Annotated in this window: 17 protein-coding genes; 5 read left to right on the top strand and 12 right to left on the bottom strand. The window is 63.8% G+C overall.

The annotated features are described in order from the left end of the window. Positions 1–20: 20 nt before the first annotated feature. The gene (locus ACPPVP_RS03655) at positions 21–1,601 is read left to right on the top strand and encodes a tannase/feruloyl esterase family alpha/beta hydrolase (RefSeq protein ID WP_426537644.1); all 1,581 of its coding nucleotides are present in this window, start codon (positions 21–23) and stop codon (positions 1,599–1,601) included. A 165-nt stretch (positions 1,602–1,766) separates the two neighbouring features. Here the strand turns inward: ACPPVP_RS03655 and ACPPVP_RS03650 are convergent, their stop codons facing one another. Continuing rightward, a complete protein-coding gene (locus ACPPVP_RS03650) occupies positions 1,767–2,993 on the bottom strand; it encodes an ABC transporter substrate-binding protein (protein ID WP_426531394.1) in 1,227 nt (408 codons plus the stop codon). A gap of 58 nt (positions 2,994–3,051) precedes the next feature. After that, positions 3,052–4,287: a cytochrome P450 gene (locus ACPPVP_RS03645; protein WP_426531392.1), complete on the bottom strand. Its 1,236-nt coding sequence runs from the start codon at positions 4,285–4,287 to the stop codon at positions 3,052–3,054. An 80-nt stretch (positions 4,288–4,367) separates the two neighbouring features. Here ACPPVP_RS03645 and ACPPVP_RS03640 point away from each other — a divergent pair, with 80 nt between their 5' ends. Next, positions 4,368–4,898: a MarR family winged helix-turn-helix transcriptional regulator gene (locus ACPPVP_RS03640; RefSeq protein ID WP_426531390.1), complete on the top strand. Its 531-nt coding sequence runs from the start codon at positions 4,368–4,370 to the stop codon at positions 4,896–4,898. A gap of 307 nt (positions 4,899–5,205) precedes the next feature. Further along, complete coding sequence (locus tag ACPPVP_RS03635; protein ID WP_426531388.1) at positions 5,206–5,721, top strand: MarR family winged helix-turn-helix transcriptional regulator; 516 nt, start codon at positions 5,206–5,208, stop codon at positions 5,719–5,721. Between the two features lie 172 nt (positions 5,722–5,893). On the opposite strand, the gene ACPPVP_RS03630 is transcribed toward ACPPVP_RS03635, so the two are convergent. After that, complete coding sequence (locus ACPPVP_RS03630; RefSeq protein WP_426531386.1) at positions 5,894–7,756, bottom strand: feruloyl-CoA synthase; 1,863 nt, start codon at positions 7,754–7,756, stop codon at positions 5,894–5,896. 167 nt (positions 7,757–7,923) lie between these two features. On the opposite strand from ACPPVP_RS03630, the gene ACPPVP_RS03625 reads away from it, so the two are divergent. Together ACPPVP_RS03625 and atzF are read left to right on the top strand one after the other, a co-directional pair. Further along, complete coding sequence (locus ACPPVP_RS03625; RefSeq protein ID WP_426531384.1) at positions 7,924–8,439, top strand: MarR family winged helix-turn-helix transcriptional regulator; 516 nt, start codon at positions 7,924–7,926, stop codon at positions 8,437–8,439. A gap of 210 nt (positions 8,440–8,649) precedes the next feature. Continuing rightward, complete coding sequence (gene atzF, locus ACPPVP_RS03620) at positions 8,650–10,458, top strand: allophanate hydrolase (protein ID WP_426531382.1); 1,809 nt, start codon at positions 8,650–8,652, stop codon at positions 10,456–10,458. A gap of 140 nt (positions 10,459–10,598) precedes the next feature. Here atzF and ACPPVP_RS03615 read toward each other — a convergent pair whose 3' ends face one another. The 9 genes from ACPPVP_RS03615 to ugpB all read right to left on the bottom strand — a co-directional run bounded on the left by ACPPVP_RS03615 (position 10,599) and on the right by ugpB (position 20,446). Then, positions 10,599–11,336, bottom strand: coding sequence for a GntR family transcriptional regulator (locus ACPPVP_RS03615; RefSeq protein ID WP_426531380.1), 738 nt, complete (start codon positions 11,334–11,336; stop codon positions 10,599–10,601). Then, positions 11,333–11,731 carry an oxalurate catabolism protein HpxZ gene (gene hpxZ, locus ACPPVP_RS03610; RefSeq protein WP_426531378.1) on the bottom strand — a complete coding sequence of 133 codons (399 nt, stop codon included), beginning with the start codon at positions 11,729–11,731 and terminating at the stop codon, positions 11,333–11,335. Before hpxZ ends, ACPPVP_RS03615 begins: the two co-directional genes overlap by 4 nt. A gap of 2 nt (positions 11,732–11,733) precedes the next feature. Next, positions 11,734–13,131: an AtzE family amidohydrolase gene (locus tag ACPPVP_RS03605; protein WP_426531376.1), complete on the bottom strand. Its 1,398-nt coding sequence runs from the start codon at positions 13,129–13,131 to the stop codon at positions 11,734–11,736. Positions 13,132–13,138: 7 nt separating this feature from the next. Further along, positions 13,139–13,321, bottom strand: coding sequence for a DUF4089 domain-containing protein (locus ACPPVP_RS03600; RefSeq protein WP_426531374.1), 183 nt, complete (start codon positions 13,319–13,321; stop codon positions 13,139–13,141). Between the two features lie 19 nt (positions 13,322–13,340). Beyond that, positions 13,341–15,170: a dipeptide ABC transporter ATP-binding protein gene (locus tag ACPPVP_RS03595; RefSeq protein ID WP_426531372.1), complete on the bottom strand. Its 1,830-nt coding sequence runs from the start codon at positions 15,168–15,170 to the stop codon at positions 13,341–13,343. 1 nt (position 15,171) lies between these two features. Next, positions 15,172–16,071 carry an ABC transporter permease gene (locus tag ACPPVP_RS03590; protein WP_426531370.1) on the bottom strand — a complete coding sequence of 300 codons (900 nt, stop codon included), beginning with the start codon at positions 16,069–16,071 and terminating at the stop codon, positions 15,172–15,174. A 9-nt stretch (positions 16,072–16,080) separates the two neighbouring features. Beyond that, complete coding sequence (locus ACPPVP_RS03585) at positions 16,081–17,094, bottom strand: ABC transporter permease (protein WP_426531368.1); 1,014 nt, start codon at positions 17,092–17,094, stop codon at positions 16,081–16,083. A 6-nt stretch (positions 17,095–17,100) separates the two neighbouring features. Continuing rightward, positions 17,101–18,720, bottom strand: coding sequence for an ABC transporter substrate-binding protein (locus ACPPVP_RS03580; RefSeq protein ID WP_426531366.1), 1,620 nt, complete (start codon positions 18,718–18,720; stop codon positions 17,101–17,103). 448 nt (positions 18,721–19,168) lie between these two features. After that, positions 19,169–20,446, bottom strand: a complete 1,278-nt coding sequence (gene ugpB / locus ACPPVP_RS03575; protein ID WP_426537642.1) for a sn-glycerol-3-phosphate ABC transporter substrate-binding protein UgpB — start codon at positions 20,444–20,446, stop codon at positions 19,169–19,171. Positions 20,447–21,017 lie beyond the last annotated feature (571 nt).

The following is a 21,017-nucleotide window of genomic DNA, read 5'->3' as shown; positions in this document are numbered from 1 at the left end:
CCGAGGCAACCGCCGCGAAGATGACCGGCGATCCGGCCACGACATGCGGCGACCTTATCCGACCGGCCGACAATGCCGTCCGGATCGACTCCGCCGCTATCGTTGCCCCTGCACCACTCGCCGTCGCCGAACGGGGGCCGACGCCGTCAGCACGCGTCACCCCGGCCAATCCGGAATTTTGCAAGGTGCTTGGCCAGATCGCGCCGTCCGATCCCAAGGCGCCGCCGATCAAATTCCAGGTGAATCTTCCCGTGGAATGGAACGGCCGCTCGCTGCAATATGGCGGCGGCGGCTTCAACGGCGTGCTCATCACCGGCCTCGCCCTTCCGCCGGCCTATCCTTTCGGCACGCCTTCTCCACTGGCGCAGGGCTTCGTCACCTATGGCACGGATTCCGGCCATGAGACCAAGCCGGGCGAGTCGCCGCAGGTGTTTGCGCTCAACGACGAAGCCTTCGAGAATTTTTCATATCGATCCTACAAGCGCGTGCGGGACGCTGCCGTTGCCTTGATGGTGCGCGCCTACGGCAATCCGCCTTCCAAACTTTACATCATGGGATCGTCGGAAGGCGGCCGCGAGGCGCTGACGATGGCGCAGCGCTATCCGGAAGATTTCGACGGCATTTTCGCGCGCGTGCCTGTCATCAATTGGGTCGGCTTGCAGCATGCCGGAACGCGGTCGGGACTGGCGACGATGGGCGACGGCTGGATCCGTCCCGCCCAAGTCGAACTCGTCGCGAAGGCAGTCCTGCAGGCCTGCGACACGGCCGACGGTTCGGACGACCAGCTGGTACAGGATCCGGTCGGCTGCAAGGCAAAATTCCAGCCGGAATCCCTGCGCTGCGCGGCGGGCCAAAGCGGCGACCAGTGTCTGACCGACGCCCAGATCACGGCGATCAAGACACTGCATTCGACGTACAAGTTTCCGTTCGCCATGGAAAACGGTCTTGATGATTATCCGGGCTGGGGCGTGTCGGGCGAAAACACCGCCGCCTTCGGCCCGACCGGCGGCTGGATCTCGTGGTGGCTCGGCAAGGCGGCACCGACGCAGCCGCCCTCGCCCACCAACGGCATCGCCTGGATCTATGGTGCGGGCGGCATTCAATACGTCTTTGCGCGCGACCCACAGCTCGACGTCACGAAATACAAACCCGAAGACCACAGGGAGCGCGTGCTCCAGGTTTCCAAGCTGATGGATTCGACCAATCCCGACCTCAGCCGCTTCAGCGAACGCGGCGGCAAGCTCGTGATTCTCGAGCACATGGCCGACTACGCGCAGAGCCCGTACGCGGGAATTCGCTACTTCGAAAACGTGCAGCGCAAGCTCGGGACTGAGAAGACGGCGGAATTCGCCCGTCTCTATACGGCGCCGGGCGTCGATCATGTCGGCTCTGGCGCGCCCGCCAATGTCGATATGCTCGGCGTGCTCGTCGACTGGGTCGAGAACGGCAAGGCGCCCGGCGATCTCGATGTGACCGAGCAGAAGGTCGAAGCGCCGGCATTCGAAACGCTGCGTTCGCTGCCATTGTGCCGCTGGCCGGCGTGGCCGCATTACAAATCGGGACCGGTCAATCTCGCGGCGAGCTTTTACTGCGCGCCATGAATTGGCAGCCGCCGCTACATACGCGACCTCATCCCTGCGTAACGGCTTCGCCGTTATCGCTGGAGGAGCGGCCGTCAGGCCGCGTCTCGAAGGATGGCCGCGGGCACCGAGGCCTCAGGGTTCGAGACGGCGCGTGCGCGCCTCCTCACCATGAGGGTCGGGGCCTCACTTCACCAGCGAACAGCCGCCATCCGCGATCGGACGAAACGCCTGGTCAGCGGGAATGGTCGAAACCAGCTTGTAGTAATCGTAAGGATATTTCGACTCTTCCGGCTTCTTCACCTCGAACAGGTACATCGGGTGAATGACGCGGCCGTCCTGGCGGATGGTGACGTCGCCGAACAATTTGTCCTTGCCCTTGAACTTCTTCATCTGCGCCACGGCATCCTTGGCGTGGTCGCTGCCGGTGGCCGCCACCGCGTTGAGGTAGGCCAGTGTGGAAGCGTAGACGCCGGCCTGGTTGCCGCTCGGCATCTTGCCGTTCATGCCCGGCCGCGCCGCGAAGCGTTTTGCAAACGCGCGGGTATCATCGTCCATGTCCCAATAGAAGGCTTCGAGAAGCTGCAGGCCCTGCGCGACCTTGAGACCCATGCCGTGGACGTCGTTGACGAACAGCAGGAACGCCACCATGGTCTGGCCGCTCTGCTGGATACCGAACTCATTGGCCTGCTTGACCGCGTTGATGGTGTCGCCGCCGGCATTGGCCAGGCCGATCACCTTGGACTTGGAATTTTGCGCCTGCAGCAGGAACGAGGCGAAATCCGAGGTGCCGAGCGGATGCTTGCTCGAACCCAGCACCTTGCCGCCGTGCTTCTCGATGTAGTTGGTGGCTTCCGCCTCGATGCCCTTGCCGAGCGCGTAGTCGACCGTGACGAAGTACCAGTCCTTGCCGCCGCGCGCCATCATCGCCGCCGCTGTCGTGTTACCGGTCGCCCAGGCGTCGTTGACCCATTGAATGGTGTTGGGCGAACAGGCCTTGCCGGTGAGATCGGAACTGGCGGTGGACGACGCCAGGAATGTCATCCGCGAATCCCGCAGCAGCGAATTGATGGAAAGACCGACGGCCGAATTCGGTACGTCGACGATGGCATCCACTCCTTCGACATCGAGCCATTTGCGGGCGATCGCCTGTCCGACGTCGGCCTTGTTCTGGTGATCGGCGTAGACGATCTCGACCTTGATACCCTTTCCGCCGCCGTTGAAATCTTCCGCCGCCATCCGTGCGGCTTCCACCGAGCCCATACCGTTGGTGTCCTGGAAGATGCCGGAGATATCGTTGAGCACGCCGACGCGCACGACGTGGTCAGAAATCTCCGCGCGCGCGGCGCTTGCGGCGGCCAGCGACAAAGCGCTGGATAAAGCCAGCGCCAGATGATTGCCAAAACTCCTCATACCATTTCTCCCCTCGGATTCTTTTTGTGCTTGCAAGGCGCAGTTCGCCGCGGCGGCATCAGACCGGCGCGATGGCAACCGGCAGGCTCTCAAGCCCGCGCAGCGTATTGTTGTAGCGGCGCTTCACCGGCCCCGTGATCTCGATGGAGCTGACCTTGCGCGCCAGCGCCGCCAGCATGGTCTCGCCCTCCAGGCGGGCCACGAGCTGGCCGACGCACATATGGATGCCCGAGCCATAGCCGACATGACCACTGGTCCGACGCGTGATGTCGTAGCTGTCGGGATTCTCCCACCGGCGCGGATCACGGTTGGCTGCGCCCAAAAACATCAGGACTTTTTCGCCTTCGCCGACGCGATGGCCGCCGATCTCGACCTCCCGCGTCGTGGTGCGGAAGAAGGTCTGCACCGGGCTCTCGAATCGTACGGCCTCCTCGAACGCATTGCGCGCCAATGACGGATCCTGTCGCAGCCGCGCCAATTGGTCGGGATAACGTGCCAGGCAATAGACCGCGGCGCCGATGCCGTTGACGGTCGTATCCAGCCCCGCCGACAGCAGCGAGCGCACCAGCAGCGGCGCCTCGGCAGCAGTGATGTCGCCGGCATCCACGCGGGCATGGATGCAGGCGCCGAAGCCGCCGGGCGCGAGATTTTCGCGCTGGCACTGTTCGGCGACATAGGCCTGATGCGGCGCCGAACGTTCGATGGCATCCTGGCGCAGCTGGTTGGGCGGTCCGAATGCGTTGAAGACAACGCCCGCATAGGGCAGCAAATGCTCGCGCCCTTCCTGCTTCAGGCCGAGCGCATCGGGGAAGATCGCCAGCGGATAGGCTTCCGCCAGATCGGCAACGGCGTCAAAACTCCGCCGCTCCAGCAATTCGTCGACCTTGGCTGCAGCCGCGGCGGCGAAACGATCGCGGACCTGCTTCAAGGCGGTCGGCGACAGCACCTGGCTGAGCACCGTGCGGGTGCGGGTGTGCTCGGGCGGATCGGCCTCGAGAATGATGCTTGGCGGGCGCCACGGCTTCTCCTTCGAGAAGTCGCTCAAGCCGACGCCGCGGCTCGAACAGAACGTGGCGGGATCGTTCAGCACCGCATGCACCTCGGCGTAACGTGCGACCCCATAGACCTTCCACTTGTCGAGATAGACCAGCGGCCCGGCCTCGCGGAGCCGCTCCTGGCTGGGATGCAGATCGTCGAAATATTCGATCGAAAACGGATCGACGTCGAGCCTCGGTACACCGACGGGCGCACCATGATCCGGGGCTACAGGATCTGTTCGGGACATCGCGCTCATGTGGGTCTCCTGCATAATGTTCTTGCGGAGCGGTATGTGCTGTCTCTATGTCTGGAACGCTGGAGCGATTTCGGAAGAGCATGAGCAGGAACAGACAGGCGCGCGCCCCCCGCACGGGTGCGGCAGGCAGGAGCGGGCGGGCCGAACAGGTGCTCGACCTCGATCGGTACGTTCCGGCCCTCATCACCTTCATTGCCAACAAATTGTCGCGCAGCGCGACCGCGGTCTATCAGAAGCGCTTTGGCGTCAACGTCACGGAATGGCGGATCCTGTCGCTGCTGGCGATCGAGCCGGAAATTTCGGCGGCCCGCATCTGCCACGTGATCGGGTTCGACAAGGGACCGGTGAGCCGGACGCTGGCCGGCATGGAGGAGCACGGGCTGGTCAGCATCCGGGCCGACCGGCAGGACGGGCGAACCCATTCGATCTCGCTGACAGCGAAGGGACATACCACCCACGACCAGGTCATCGCGGTCGCGCTCGAGCGTGAACGCCGACTGCTGTCCTGCCTGAGCAAACCGGAGCGGGAAACCCTGATCGGCCTGCTGCTGCGGGTGCACGGCAATCTCGACGCCGTGAAAGGCGCGGGCGAAGTCGACGATCGGGATTGAGCGGAAGGCGCGGGCCGTGCCGCGCTGATCGACGCTGCCACCGCCACGCGGCGTACGCAGTACCGCACCATGTCGTGGCAATCCGACACGCCAGAACATCCGTTTCTCCCTGCGCGACCCGGCAATCTCTGTGCTCTGCATCGGCCGCCTGTTGCAGCGAAGGCTCGCACAAATTAGTTGCCTCGGCAACATAAACGGCGGACAGCGACGATCGATTTCCTGTCGCCGCGGAACAGGCCGCCATCGTAACCACTTCCAAGTTACTTTGAGGATTGTCAATTCACGTAATGCCGTGCGAGCTATCGGCATGGGGAGAATCGCCAAAGTTTCGACGCGCAAGGGCAACGGGGGAGCGCGACCGGCCGAGCCGAACGCGAGCCGGGCGCTCGACCTTACTGCGCTACGGCAGACCCCGGGATTCCTGATCAGAATCCTGCAGTTGCAGAATTTCGAGGCGTTTTATCCCTATTTCGAAACGTTGAAGCTTTCGCCGCTCGAATACGCCATCCTAGTCGCGGTACGCGACAACAAGGCGGTGACACAGAGCGAGCTCGCCGCCGTGCTGAAAATGCAACTGCCCAATCTGGTGAAGATCCTGTCGCGGATGGAGGAGACCGGCGTTTTGAAGCGTAAGCGGTCCACGCGAGACAAGCGGGCAGTCGAGCTCAGCCTCAGCGCGGCGGGCGAACGGCGCGCCGACGAGGCCAGCCGGCTCGGCGAACGTTTCAATGCGCAGACGCTTTCCGCGCTCAGCAAGGGCGAGCAAACGGCCTTTCTCCAGATGCTGGCGCGGCTGGTCGAAGCGCACAAGAACGGATTTTGAGGCGCGAGCGCGTCTTAGTTCTGCTGCGTCATAGCTACTCAAACTCCTCATCCTGAGAAGCCCGCGAGAAGCGGCCGTCTCGAAGGATGTAGGCCAGAGACGGGCCTCATGGTTCTCCCGGCGATGCAAAGCATCGCCCGGAGACGCGCTTCGCCCTCCTCACCATGAGGGACTAGCCGGCGCAGCCGATCCATTCGGCCGACGAATCGTCGTCCAGCGTCGCCACCGCGTCGGCACGGCGCGTCAGAACCGCGCGCTGGTTGATGTAGCCCTTGTCGGTGATCTCGCCGCCGTCGACGGAGGCGATCTCGGCCAGCAGCAGCGCCCGTGTGGCGTGGCCTGATGAGTTACCGCTTTGCGCCTTCAATTTCGCGAGGCCCTGCGCGATCGCACCGCGAACCTTGTCGTGGCCGATCACTTCTTTCACATCGGCGCTGTCGGGCGGCCCGGCATGCGCCCGGCAGGCCGCGACGTTCGGAAATACCAGGAAGCGGACCTCATCACCCCCATGGCCGGTCACCACGATATCCTGCGCCAGCGGCGCCAGCGCGGCGATGCCCGCAACGCGCAGGGTGCCGACGCTGACCCAGGTGCCGGAATTGAGTTTGAAGTCCTCGGCGACACGGCCGTCGAAAAACAGCCCGAGCTCAGGACGGGCCGGATCGGCGAAGGTCACGGCGTCGCCGATCAGATAGAAGCCTTCGGCGTCGAACGCCTGCGCGGTCAATTCCGGCGCCTTCCAGTAGCCGGGCGTGACGTTGGGACCGCGCACGCGCACCTCCAGCTTGTCGCCCGACGGCACCAGCTTCAGTTCGGTGCCCGGGATCGGCACGCCGATATTGCCGGAACGCTTTGCCTGAAAATGGCAGTCGGTCGCCAGCGGCGAGGTTTCGGTCGAGCCCCAGGCCGACACCATCGGCAGCGCGCGGCCCACCGTCTTGATCGAGAGTTCTTCCAGCGCATCCCAGAGATTCTGCGGCAAGGCGGCGCCCGCGTAGAAAGCGAATTTCACCTCGCTGACGAATTTATTGCGCAACGTCTCGTCGCTTCGCAGCACCGAGATCAGCATGTCGAAACCGCGCGGCACGTTGAAATAGACCGTCGGCATCACGCTGCGCAGATTGGCCAGCGACGTCGCAAACAACCCCGGCGCCGGCTTGCCGCCATCGACATAGAGCGTGCCGCCATTGCGCAGCACCAGATTGGAATTGTGGTTGGCGCCGAAGGTGTGGCTCCACGGCAGCCAGTCGAGGATGACGAGCTTCTCGCCGATATTCTCTAGGAACGTCCAGGTCTGCGCCTTGGCTTCCTGGCTCGAGGTCAGCATGCGCTGGGTGTTGATGACGGCCTTTGGCGTGCCGGTCGAGCCCGAGGTGAACAGGAATTTTGCAATCGTGTCGGGCGTGATCGCGGCAAAGGCTTTTGCGACATCAGGCGTTTCCGGCGTGGCCGCGATGGCGCGGAACGAAATCGCGCCGGTATCGCCGGCGTCGCCGCTGACGATGGCGGCTGAATGCAGCGGCGCGATCGCCGCCAGCGCTGCCGCAAACGTCTTTGTGCCCGAGACATAGATCGCACCGGGCCCAAGCAACGTGACCATGCTCTTGAGCTTGTCGAAATCCCTGGACATCAGCGAATAGGCCGGCGAGATCGCAGCCGATGGCACGCCGACATGCTGGGCGGCGAGCGCGAACAGCGCGTGCTCGACGCTGTTGTCGGACAGGATCACCAGCGGACGCTCGGCGCTCAGGCCTTGCGCGAGGATCCACGCGGCGGCTGATCGCGCCTGCTGCAACGCGTCCTTGTAGGTGACCGTCGACCACGGCGCTTCGGCGCCGGCGCGATCGGCGAGAAAGATCCGGTCCGGCGCCTGTCGCGCCCAATGCTCCAGCCAGTCGCCGATACAACGTGCGCCCTGGCGCAGCGGCGTGGTCGACCGCACCACAATGCTGCCGTCGGCGCGGCGATCGGCGACAATCGCCGGCGTCGCGAACAGCTTGCTGGAATTGTCACCGCTTGCGGCGGCGAGGGTCATGGTCTCCTCCTGTCCCGGCTGATGCGGGATTGCCGCGCGTCACGCCGGCGTGCGGCTCGAGGGCTGCTTGACTTGATGTTGAGCACAACAATTGTTGTCGTCAACAACAATATTCCACTGGCGGCCGCGAAGCGCTAGAATGGGAGGCGATGGCGGGAAACAGTCACATGCCCAGAACGGCCAAGGCGCGCGCAGGCGCGCGACCGCGTTCCGGCCGGACGCAGGGCCGAAACGACAGCGCGCCAAACGACACCGTGAATGACGAGATCGCCCTCGACGCGCTGGCCGGCCACGCCGGCTATGCGGTGCGGCGCTTCCAGATCTGGATTTTTCAGGATTTTATTCGCACGCTTTCCGCCGTCGATATCAGGCCGACGCAGTATTCGGTGATGACGGTAATCGGCGCCAATCCCGGCCTGAGCCAGATGGCGGTAGCCAAGCGGCTCGGGATCGAGCGCGCCAGGCTGGTGCATCTGCTGGACAGTCTCGAACATCGCGGCCTCGTCAGCCGCATCAAATCGGCCACCGACCGGCGCTCCCATGCCCTGCACCTGACCGCGCGCGGCAAGACCGCGCTGGCGCAGTTCAGGCAGCTCGCCGCCGAACATGAGCGCCATGTCGCCGATAAGATCGGCAACGAGAACCGCGAGCGGCTGCTGCAAATCCTGTCCGCGTTCACCTGATCGAGGCCGCCGCCCCGCCTTGGGTCTTACCGCCTAAACTTTAGGCATTCATTCGAGTTCTTTAGGCTCGCAACCCGACTACGCTCGTATCCTAAACACATGATAGTACGTAGCTATCGTTTAAGGCTGGCTCCGCCTAACGATTGTACACAATGGCACATCGCTTGCTTTATTGCCGGTAATCCTTGCTCGCTGGAGTTTTTGCTCGCCATGGGGTCCGACACGCCTGAAACCGTTGCCGCCATCGTCGCCGCGCACCGCGCCGCGACCATGACCCCGGCGCAGACCATCACGCGCAGCTATCAACGCATCCGCGATTACAACGATCCGGCCGTGTTCATCAGCCTGCGCGACGAGAAGGAGGCGCTCGCGGAGGCCGAGGCGCTGACCTCGAAGGATGCGGCGGCGCTTCCTTTGTACGGCGTGCCGGTCGCGGTGAAGGACAATATCGACGCGCAGGGCCTGCCGACCACGGCGGCCTGCCCGGCTTTCGCCTATTCGCCCGCGCAGGATTCGACGGCCGTGGCAAAGCTGCGCGCCGCCGGCGCCGTCATCATCGGCAAGACCAATCTCGACCAGTTCGCGACCGGCCTGGTCGGTGTCCGCTCGCCCTACGGCATTCCCGTCAATCCGGTCCGCGCCGATCTGATTCCGGGCGGGTCGAGTTCGGGATCGGCGGTTGCGGTTTCCGCCGGCCTCGTGCCGCTCGCACTCGGCACGGACACTGCGGGTTCGGGCCGCGTGCCGGCGATGCTCAACAACATCGTCGGACTGAAGCCGAGCCTCGGGCTGATCTCCAACGCCGGCCTGGTGCCGGCATGCCGGACGCTGGACTGCATTTCGGTGTTCTCGCTCACCGTCGACGACGCGATGACCGCGCTGGCGGCGATGGCCGGACCTGACGGCGCCGATCCGTTTTCGCGCGACCGGCCGCTGGGGGCCGTGTCCGCCTTTCCCGAAAACCTCCGGCTCGGCGTGCCGCGCAACGGCCAATTGATTTTCTTCGGCGACCGCGCCGCGGAGAAAGCCCATGGCGAGGCGCTTCAGCGCTGGACATCGCTCGGCGCCACGCTGATCGAATTCGATCTGGAGCCGTTTTATGAGACCGCGCGGCTGCTCTATGAGGGCCCATGGGTCGCCGAACGCTACCTCGTGATCCGCGACCTGCTGGCGTCCTCGCCGGATTCGATTCATCCGGTGACGCGCGAGATCACCGCGCCCGGCGCGCGGCTGACGGCGGCGGATACGTTCGCCTCGCTCTATCGCTTGCAGGCGCTGCGGCGCACGGCCGAACGCATCTTTGCCGGTCTTGACGCGATGGTGCTGCCGACGGCGCCGACCGCCTATTCGACAGCGCAGGTGCTGGCTAATCCAATCGAGCTCAACTCCAGGCTCGGCACCTACACCAATTTCGTGAATCTGCTCGACCTCTGCGGCCTCGCATTGCCGGCCGCGATGCGCACCGACGGCATCCCGTTCGGCATCACGCTGCTGGCGCCCGCAGGCCGCGACGCGGCGCTCGCCAGCATCGGCCGCGTGTTTCACGCCGACACCAAACTGAAAATGGGTGCCAAGGACCTCACGCAGCCTGCGCTCGCTGCATTGCCGATTGCGGCGAGCGGCGATGACATCACCATCGCCGTGGTCGGCGCGCATCTCTCCGGCATGGCGCTCAACGGCGAACTGCAGGCGCTCGGCGGGCGGCTGCTTGAGACCACCGCGACCGCGCCTGACTACAAACTCTATGCGCTCGACACCACACCGCCAAAACCCGGCTTGCTGCGCGTGGACGCAGGCGCGGGACATTCGATCAAGCTGGAGCTATGGGCGCTGTCGGCCGCAGCGTTCGGCAAATTCGTCGCCGCGATCCCGCCGCCGCTCGGCATCGGCACGGTACGGCTCGCCGACGGCCGGGGCGTGAAGGGGTTTGTGGTTGAGCCCGTGGCGGTCGAGGGCGCGCGCGATATTTCCGCATTCGGCGGCTGGCGCGCGTTCATCGCGGAGAAGGCGGGGACGTGACTCCCTCGCCCCGCTCTTGCGGGGAGAGGGTTGGGGTGAGGGGCTTCTCTCCGAGCAATGACTGTCGAGAGACCTGTACCCCCTCACCCGGATTGCTTCGCAATCCGACCTCTCCCCGCAAGCGGGGCGAGGTTAAGAAATCAAACCGACACCGCGTAGAGCTCATACTCCCCGCGCACCAGCTCGATATGGGCGCGCATCGCCGCCGCCGCGCCGGCCTTGTCGCCGCGCATGATCGCTACCACGACGCGGTCGTGTTCGGCGTGGGACTTCGCCAGACGCCCGAGATTGCGGAACTGGGCGCGGCGGAACGGTTGCACGCGCACCCGCGTCGCCAGCGTCATTTCGGCGATGTAGCTGTTCTGCGAGCCGGCATAGATCGCGTTATGAAAGCGCTCGTTGACCTCGTGAAAACGCTCGGGATTGCCGGCGTGACTGAGCACGCGCAATTCCTCGTGGATCGCCTCGAGCTTCTGGCGATCCCCCGGCGGCATTCGCTCGGCCGCGAGCCCGGCGCACAAAGCCTCCAGTTCGGCCATCGCCTCAAACATTTCCGTCAAACGATCCAGCGAGGGCTGCGCGACGACGGCGCCGCGGTGGGCGCGGGCTTCGACCAGCCCGCTCGCCACGAGCTGGCGCAGCGCCTCGCGCACCGGCGTGCGCGACACGGAAAAGCGTCGCGCGATGTCGGTCTCGTCGAGCGCCGATCCAGGCGGCAGCACGCCGCGCACGATCTCGTCGGCCAACTGCAGCCTCAGTTCTTCCGCGCGCGTGACCTTGTCCCGCAGCGGTGAAGGCCGATCGACGCGGCGAACCATTGTCTCCGGCTCCGCGCCCGCGGCCTGTGGCAACTGGGTCGGCAGATCATCCAGGCTCATGTCGCTTGACCCTGCGGATCATTGATGATGCTGACGTGAGCGGCGACGACCCGCCAGCCTTCGGGAAAGCGCGCCCAGGTCTGCATCTGCCGCCCGACCTTGCCGGGCAAGGCGTCGCGGTAAAACAACGTCGAGGCGACGGCCGTATCCCGGCCATAGGTCGTGATCACTGTCCTGTCGGTCCTGCGGCCGAGCCCGATCGGCGAGCGCGCCGCGCGAAACGCCATGATCTCCTCGTAGCCGTAGAGATTTTCGCCGACACCATAACGCAGCGTACGGGAATCGTTGCGAAACAATTCGTCGAGCACCGCCACGTCGTTCGACACCAGCGCCTTTTCATAGCGGGAAAATTGCGCGGTCACCTCCGCCAGCACATCCGGAAGATCAATTTCCATGACTACAATCCTCTTGGGGCTGGAGCTGCGGCGACGCCCATCTGTTCCAGCGCATGCGCCACGCGCAATGCGATATCTTCCCGCCAGGGTGCGGCGATGATCTGCACGCCGATCGGCATCGGTTCCAACGGCACCGGCACCGCGACCACGGGCAGGCCGATGAACGAAATCGGCTGGGTGTGGATGCCGATATTGGCGCGCACCGGCAGTTCAACGCCGTCGAGCATGAAGTTCACCTGCCCCAATTTCGGCGCGATGCAGGGCGTGGCCGGGGCGATGATCACGTCAACCGACTTGAACAGCTCCAGCACCTTTGCGCGGTACCAGCGGCGGAATTTTTGCGCGCGGTCGACCAGCGGCGCTGGAACCATCGCGCCGGCAATCAGGCGGTCGCGCACCGCCGGATCGAAATCGTTCGGGCGCTGGCGCAGGCGATCGAGATGCAGCGAAGCGCCTTCGGTGGTGGAGATCACGTAAGCCGCGGCGCGGGCGCGCGCGGCCTCCGGAATTTCGATCGCTTGCGTGGCATTGAGCGCCTTGGCGACGCGCGCCACAGCCTCGACCGCTTCCGGGAACACATTCTTCTGGAAATAGCCACCGGCAATCGCAACACGAAGGCCGGAGATGCCCTGCGTCAGCAGCGGCGTGACCGGCTCGACCGCGCGTGTCGTGCAAGCCGCATCGTCGGCATCCGGCCCCTGCATCGCATCATAGGCCAGCGCAAGATCGCCGACGCTGCGCGCGAACGGACCGAGATGATCAAAACTTGCGACAAAGGGAAACGACCGCGCGCGCGACAGCCGGCCGTAGGTCGGCTTCAGGCCAAAGATGCCGCAGAACGACGAGGGCACCCGGATCGAGCCGTTGGTGTCGGATCCCAGCGCGATTGGAACCAGCGCACCGCCGACTGCGCTGCCCGAGCCGCCCGACGAACCGCCGGTCATCCGCGTCGGATCATGCGGATTGCGCGACGGGCCGTCATGCACATTCTCGCCCGTGAAATCATAGGCGTATTCGCCCATGTTGAGCGCGCCGACCAAGAGCGCGCCGGCCGCCTCCATGCGCTCGATCAACGTGGCGTCGCGCGATGACGGCACCAGATCGCGGTTGATTTTCGATCCGGCGCGGGTGGATAGGCCTTTTACATCGAACAGATTCTTGACCGCGAAGGGCACGCCGGCGAGCGGCCCGACCTTTTGACCGGCGGCGATCGCGGCGTCGATTGCGCGCGCCTTGGTGCGTGCGCGATCGGCGGTGATGTCGGTGAAAGAGTTCAATACGGAATCGTGTTTGGCGATCCGCGCCAGCGCGGCTTCGGTCGCATCGAGCGCAGACAGCTTGCGGTCCGTTACGGCCCGCGCGATTTGTTGGGCTGACAGCCCGTCGGTGTTTGCGGTCATGGCGCTATCAGGCTGTGTAGACACTGGCCGGCTCGGTTTCGTCCGGCAGCGGGAACTCATCGACCAGCCGCGCCAGCCTCAGCGACACTTCGAGGTTCGCCCGTACGGCAGGCCGCCAGGCTTCCTCGACCGGCAGCGCCAGAGCCTTCGACACGGCATTGATGTAATCGTCCAGCGGTTCTGCGGCCATTTCACTCCCACTCAGCTTCTCAATGAACCGGCAACGGCGGATGCGGGATCGCCGTCAGCAGTTCCTTTGTGTAGGCGTCCTGCGGATCGCCGAGCACACGCTCGGATGAACCTTGCTCCACGATTCGCCCCGCACGCATCACGATGACACGATCGCACAGCAAACGCACCACGTTCAAATCATGGGACACAAACAAATAACTCATGCCCATGGATTGCTTGAGGTCCTGCAGCAGATTGAGCACGACCGCTTGCACGGAGACGTCCAGCGCCGCGGTCGGCTCGTCGAGGATCACGAGCTTGGGATGCAGCGCAATCGCCCGCGCGATGCCGACGCGGGCCTTCTGGCCACCGGATAATTGATGCGGAAAACGATCGAGCAGGTTGACGGGAAGGCCGACGAGCCCGGCGAGTTCCTCGCAGCGGGCGCGCAGCGCGTCGCGCCCCCTGATGTCGCCAAGCTGCATGATCGGGTCGACGATGGCGCGCGCCGCGGTGAAGCGCGGGTTGAGGCTGTCGGTCGGATCCTGGAACACCATCTGGATGCTCTTGCGCAGCGGCAGCCGGGCAAAGGAATTGGGCATGATGGCGCCGATCTCGTCGCCATCGAACACGATGCGGCCGGAGGTCTGGTCCAGCAGCCGCATCACCATCATCGAAGTGGTGGACTTGCCGCAGCCGGACTCACCGACCAGGCCGACGCTCTCGCCGTGGCCCACGGAAAAGCTGATGCCGTCGACCGCGCGGAATTGCTCGGCTTCGACCGGCGGCTTGCGGGAAAATAGCTTGCCGAGCACCGCGGTCGCGCCCTGGCGTGGATATTCCTTCACCAGCTTTTCGACCAGGAGGAGCGGTTTCTGCTCCCTCTCCCCGCCCTTCGCGGGGTCGAGACGAGCGGAGCTCGCTCTTAGAGGGTCGGGGTGAGGGGCTGCTTCCACGAGCGGAATGCGCGGAGAGTCCCCCTCACCCGCCACGCTTCGCGCGTCGACCTCTCCCCGCGCGCGGGGAGAGGCGGAGACCACCTCTTCCTCCGGCAGGAGATCGCGCAGGGAGACGCCGATCCTCGGCGTCGCGCGCATCAGTTTCTTGGTATAGGCGTGCTCGGGCTTGGCAAAGATATCGGCCGACTTTGCCGTCTCCACCACCCGGCCCTTCTCCATCACCACCACACGATCGCAATAGGCGGCGGCCAGCCCCAGATCATGCGTGATCAGGATCGTCGACATGCTCCGGCGTTTTGTCAGTTCGACGATCAGGTCCATCACCGCCTTCTGCGTGGTGACGTCGAGGCCGGTGGTCGGCTCGTCGGCGATGAGAAGTTGCGGATTGCAGGCCAGCGCCAGCGCGATCACGACGCGCTGGCACATGCCACCGGACAGTTCGAACGGATAGGCGTGATAGCGCTCGCGCGGACGCGCGATCTTCACCTGCTCCAGCGCCTCGATCGCCTTCTCGCCACGGTCGCTGACCTGCGACTGCTGCACATGCTGACGCAGCACGTCCTCGATCTGGTCGCCGACTTTGCGGATCGGGTTGAGGGCCGCGCGCGGGTTCTGAAAGATCATCGAGATTTCGCGGCCGCGCAGATCGCGCATCTCGTTTTCGCTCGCAGCCTTGACGTCGATGCCGGAAAACATCACCGAGCCGTCGGCGATCCTGCCGGCGCGGTCGAGAATCCGCATCACCGCGTAGGACGTCACCGACTTGCCGGAGCCGGATTCGCCGACGATGCCGAGCGTCTCGCCCTTGGCGACGGAGATGTTGACATGTTGCACGGCTTTCACGATGCCGCGCCGCGTAGAGAATTCGACGGTGAGGTCGCTGACGTCGAGCAAGGGCTGCGCGGTCATGTTACGTCCTCCGCTGCGGGTCGACGATGTCGCGCAGGCCGTCGCCGAGCAGGTTGAAGCAGAACACCGCGATCATCAGCGCGAGCCCCGGAAACAGCGCGATCCACCATTCGCCCGACACCATGAAGCCCGCGCCCTCCGCGACCATGATGCCCCATTCCGCCGTCGGCGGCCGGACACCCAGCCCGATGAACGAGAGACCGGCGGCGTTCAGGATCGCGTAGCCCATGGTCAACGACATCTGCACGATCATGATCGGCATGATGTTGGGGAGGATGTGCACAAGCAGAATCCGGAACTCGCCATTGCCCGACAGCCGCGCGGCCTGCACGAAACCGGCGTTGCGGCGCACATTGGCTTCGGCCCGCGCCACGCGCGCATAGAGCGGAAAGTTCACGATCGCAGTCGCGATGATGATGTTCTGCACGGTGTTGCCGAGTGCTGCGACGATGCCCATCGCCAGCACGAACAGCGGGAACGCCATGATGGTGTCGGCGATGCGGCCGACGATACGGTCGGTCCAGCCGCCGAAATAGCCGGCGGCGATGCCGGCCAGCCCGCCCATCAAAAACACCAGCACCACCGAGGCGACCGCAATGAATGTGTCGAGCCGGGTGGCGACGATGACGCGGCTGAAGATATCGCGGCCCAATTGATCGGTGCCGAACCAGTGCGCCGCGGACGGCGGCTTCAATGCCGAGGCGGTATCGCTGGCGAGCGGATCGTAGGGAACGATATAGGGGCCGAAAATCGCGGCGAACAGGATGATGACGAGAAGGCCGAAGGCAAAGGCGGTGACGCGGTTCTCGCCGAGTACATAACGGGTGTGTTCAAAAATCGCGGCCAGTCCAGAGGTGCGCGCGGGACTGGCGGGTTCAACGGCAGGCAAAACAGCACTCATTTTCCAACCTCACCCTTCCAACCGGACGCGTGGATCAATCACGCCGTAGAGAATGTCGATGATCAAATTGAGCAGCACGTACATGACCGCCATGGTCAGCACGAAGCCCTGCACCGGCGCGAAGTCCGACGAGATCAGCGCTTCCACCGCGTAGGAACCGATGCCGGGCCAGGCGAACACTTTCTCCACCAGCACGTTGGCGCCGAGCAGGAACGAGAACACCATGCTGAGCGTGGTAATGACCGGCAGCATAGCGTTGCGAAACGCGTAGGTGACGATCACGGTCGACGGCGACAGCCCGCTGGCGCGTGCGGTGCGTACGAAGTCGGACGCCAGCACCGCCAGCATCGAGGCTCGCGTCATGCGCGCGATCGGCGCCAGCGAAAAAATCGCCAGCGTCGTCGCCGGCAGGAGGAGCTGACTGAGCGCGGAACGAAACGCCTCGAAATCGCGCGCGATCAGGGTGTCGATCAGATAAAAGCCGGTGATCGTCGGCGGCGCGCTGTAGAACACGTCGAGCCGGCCGAGCGGCGCCGGCGACCAGCCGAGCCTGAAATAGAACACGTAGACCAGCACCAGGCCGGTAAAAAACACCGGCAGCGAGACACCTGCCGTCGTCGTGATCCGGCAGAGATGATCGATCCACGACCCCGGCCTTGTGGCGGCAAGCACACCAAGCGGAATGGCGATGATGACCGACACAAAGAGGCCCAGCAGCGTCAACTCGGCCGACGCCGGCAGCCGGTTGCGGATTTCGGCGGCGACCGGCTGGCCCGTGGTCAGCGAATTGCCGAAATCGCCATGCGCGAGATCGTTGGTGTAGCGGAAGAACTGCTCGATCAGCGGCTTGTCGAGACCGAGTTTTTTGCGGATCTGCTCGACCGCTTCCTTGGTCGCGGCGGGTCCCGCGAAATACGCGGCCGGATCGCCCGGCAGCGCGCGCGTCAGCAGGAACGTGACGATCACCACCCCGATCAGTGACGGGATCGCAAACAGCAGCCGCTTGCCGATCATGCTCAGCATGGCGGATTACGCCTTCACCAGCGCGCGATAATCCAGCCGGCGATGGAACCAGTACTGATAGCCCGAGATATTCTTCTGCATCGCGACGTTGACGAATGGCTGATACAGCGGGATGCGCGGGATGTCGGCGAAAGCGAGATCGACAAAGCCTTTGACGTCCTTGTCGTAGGTCGCCGTGTCGCCGGTCGAGGCGGCCATGCGCGCGCCGTCGATCATCTTGTCCATCTCCGGCGATTTGTAGCTCATGGTGTTGAAGACAGAATTATTGCCGTGATAGCACCAGTAGAAGAAGTATTCGGGGTAATCGAGCCAGCCTGAGAACACGTTGGTGTAGAGCGGCATTTCCTTCTTGTTCAGCTCGGTGCGCCAGTTGGCGCCGGGGACCTTGTTGATCGTGGTCTTGATGCCGAGCTGGGCGAGGCTCTCCTGAACCAGGATGCAAAGCGGTTCGTTGACGCCTGCGAAATTCAGGTCGAATGAAATCGTGGTCTCGAAACCGTTGGCGTAGCCGGCTTCCGCGAGCAGCGCCTTGGCCTTGGCCATGTCGGTGGAATATTTGGTCGGTTGCGGCCACGCGACCTCGGTCGCCTTGTCCGCAGCCGCGCCGAACATCGGATTGGCGAGGCCGAACAGCACCGCGTCCATGATCTTCTGGTACGGCATCGCATAGGCCATCGCCTGGCGCACTTTCGGATTATCGAACGGCGGCTTGGTGACGTTCATGCCGATATACTGGATGCCGTTGGAGAACGGCAGCGACACCACGTTGAGCTTGCCGTTGGCCTTCATCTCCTGGAAATCCTTGAACGGCAGTTCGTAGGAGATATCGGCGTCGCCGCGCTCCAGCAGCGCGCGGCGGTTGCCGGCCTGCGGCACCATGCGCCAGATCACGCGCTTGATCTTCGGCAAGGGGCCGCCGACCCACTCGTCGTTGCGCTCCATGATCACTTCAGTGCCGGCGGTCCATTTCGTCAGCTTGTAGGCGCCGGAGCCCGCGGTCTGCTGCTTGGTGTATTCGAGTCCCCAGGGATCCTTCTCGCTGGCGTTCTTCTTCACGAGTTCGGAGTTGACGATGCAGGGCACGATGACGGCGAGGTCGGGAACCGTCAGGCGATCTTTCTTGGCAAAATCCACCCGCACCGTGCTGTCGTCGACGACGACGAACTGCTCGGCCTTGGTCAGCGAGCCCGCGCTCATCTGGAAGGTCGGGAAGCCACCGACAGAAACCGCGCGGTCGAGCGACCATTTGACATCCTTCGCCGTAACCGGCGCGCCATCATGGAATTTGGCGTTCTTCTTCAGCTTGAAGGTCACCGACATGTCGCCGATGTTCATGTCCTCGGCGAGTTCGCCCTTGAACTTGTCGCGGTCGTAATACGGCACGCCGCCGGGACCGCTCTTCATCTCGTGGCTGATCAGGCGGTCGTAGCAATTCCACGACACCTCATAGCCAGGCACGTTGGTGCCGACGCCGTGAATGTCGAGGTTGTTGGGCCCGCCTTCCGAGACGATCAGCAGCGTCTCCGACCGCGCATCCGCCTTGGCCGCGGACCAGATCGCCGGCGCGGGCACCATCGCTCCCGCCGCAGCTCCAGTGACCGATTTCAAGAAATCGCGACGCTTCATGGGTGATGCTCCAAACGCCTGAGGGAAAGCGGATTTGGAGCTGGAATCGCAAGGTTTGTGCCAATCCTTAAGGAAGGATTAGCGCCGCACTAACCAGTTGTTTTAGCTTGCAAATATATCCATCGCGGCACGTCAGACGCGGTGCGACATCCTGGCAGATTGCATACAAAGAGATTTATTTGCCCAATAAATATGCAGATATTTTTGAGCGCTCTATTGCTGTGCGGCACTCAAATCGGCCGGAGCAAGTCCTGCAATTCGTGGAGGTCAGCGGCCTTCTGTTGCCAACCCTCGATACAGAAGTGCCTAACGGATCACGGGCACGATGCAGCAGCGGCAGCGTGGCTTTGATCATTATTTATCGTCATTGCGAGCGAAGCGAAGCAATCCACACCTCAGCGCGTGGGGGCAGATGGATTGCTTCGCTTCGCTCGCAATGACTGGGTTGCTATCTATCCGGGTTCGCGCGCTCGAACTGGCGCAGCAGGTGGTTGCCGCGGTCGACGGCGAGGTCGAGGGCCGCTTGCGGGGAGTGCTTGCCGTGGAAAACCTGCTCGAGTTCTTCATCGATCACGCCGCGGATCAGCACAAAAGACCCCAGCCGGATTCCCTTCGAATTCTCGGTCGGCGGCTTCAGCGTCAGCTGCTCGATACCGATCGCCGCACCGGGATTGCGATCGTAGAAGCCCTGCACGCGGGTGAGGTCGAAGGCGGCGCGGGTGATCGGCAGATAGCCGGTGTTCTGGTGCCAGCCAGCCTGGACTTCCGGCTTCGAGAGATAGGCGAAGAACCGCGCAACGCCGGCATATTCGGTGCGTGGCCGGTCGCGCAACACCCATAGCGTGGCGCCGCCGATGATGGAGTTTTGCGGCGCGCCGGCAATGTCGGGCCGGTACGGGATCATGCCGTAACCAACCTCGAATTTGGAATTGGCCTTGATGTCCGCGCGCGTACCCGAAGAGCCGATGAAGATGGCGCATTCGCCCTTCTGAAAGCGCGGCTCGGCCGATTGCCCGCGGCCGCTATAGTCGAACACTTTCGTCGCCTGCCATTCCGCGAGTTGGGCGATGTGCCGCACCACGTCCGGATTGTTGAAGGCCAATTCCGTATCAAGCCCGCTGAAGCCATTGGCCCGGGTAGCCAGCGGCAGATTGTGGAAGGCGGAGAAATTCTCGACATGAACCCAGGACGGCCAGGAGGTGGTGAACCCGCAGGGCGAGCCGGCCGCGCGCAGGCGCTTCGCAGCAGTGCCGACCTCGGCCCAGGTTTTCGGCGGCGCCTCCGGATCGAGGCCCGCGGCGCGGAACAGATCCTTGTTGTAGTACAGGATCGGCGTCGAGACATTGAACGGGAACGACAGCATGTTGCCGGCGACATCGGAATAATAGCCGGTCACGGCCGGTAGATACGCCTCCGGCGAGAACGGCTCCGACTGATCGCGCATCAATTCGTATACCGGGTAGATCGCGCCCTTTGCCGCCATCATGGTGGCGGTCGCGATCTCGTTGACCTGAACGATGGCGGGCTGGCTTCGCGAACGGAAGGCGAAGATCGCCGCCGTCACCGTCTCGGTGTAGTTGCCCTTGTAGGTCGGCACGATCCGGTAGTCGGACTGCGACGCATTGAAATCGGCCGCCAGCTTTTCGAGCTGCTTGCCGAGCTCCCCCGACATTGCGTGCCACCACATGATCTCGGTGGCGGCCTGCGCCGGAGACGCCAGCGCCATGGCGACGGCGACGAATTGCAAAAATCTCAAGGCCAATTTCACTGGTGAATATCCTGCTCTGCCGCGCCGGCGAAATATCTGCCCGCTGCGCCCTCATAAATCCCTGCGGCTCCGGTTTCAATCCGCCCGGCCCCCACCGCAGCGCACAACACAATTTGAAATTGTAGAAGGAATACAGGGATTACCCTTCAAATACGGCCTGCCAGCTCAGCCACCAATAGCCAAGCATCGGTAAATTCTGCTAAAAATGCCTTGAACCTTTTTTCCCCGCCGCAGACTCAATCTCTAAGGGGATTTGTCGCCTGTGTATCGCTGCGCCGACCTTTGGCGGACCTTCGTGCTTGTTGTTGCGCTGTTGCTTACGGCGGTCTCAACGGGCGCGTTTGCGCGCGAATTTCGCAGCCCCGATCCTCAATACGCAAGCCATCCGATCGACCTGTTCCATTCCCGCCGGCCCGGCGCAAAAACGGAAGCCCTCGAACATATCGGGACCGCAGGTCGCCTCAACCGCACCCAGTTTGCATTGACCGGGACGATGGCACCGCTATTGGCCGGGCGCCTTCGCGGAGTG

This window comes from Bradyrhizobium sp. McL0615, from assembly GCF_049993905.1.
In the GTDB taxonomy this organism is placed as follows: Bacteria; Pseudomonadota; Alphaproteobacteria; order Rhizobiales; family Xanthobacteraceae; genus Bradyrhizobium.
This window is presented reverse-complemented; position numbering and strand designations above follow the sequence as displayed.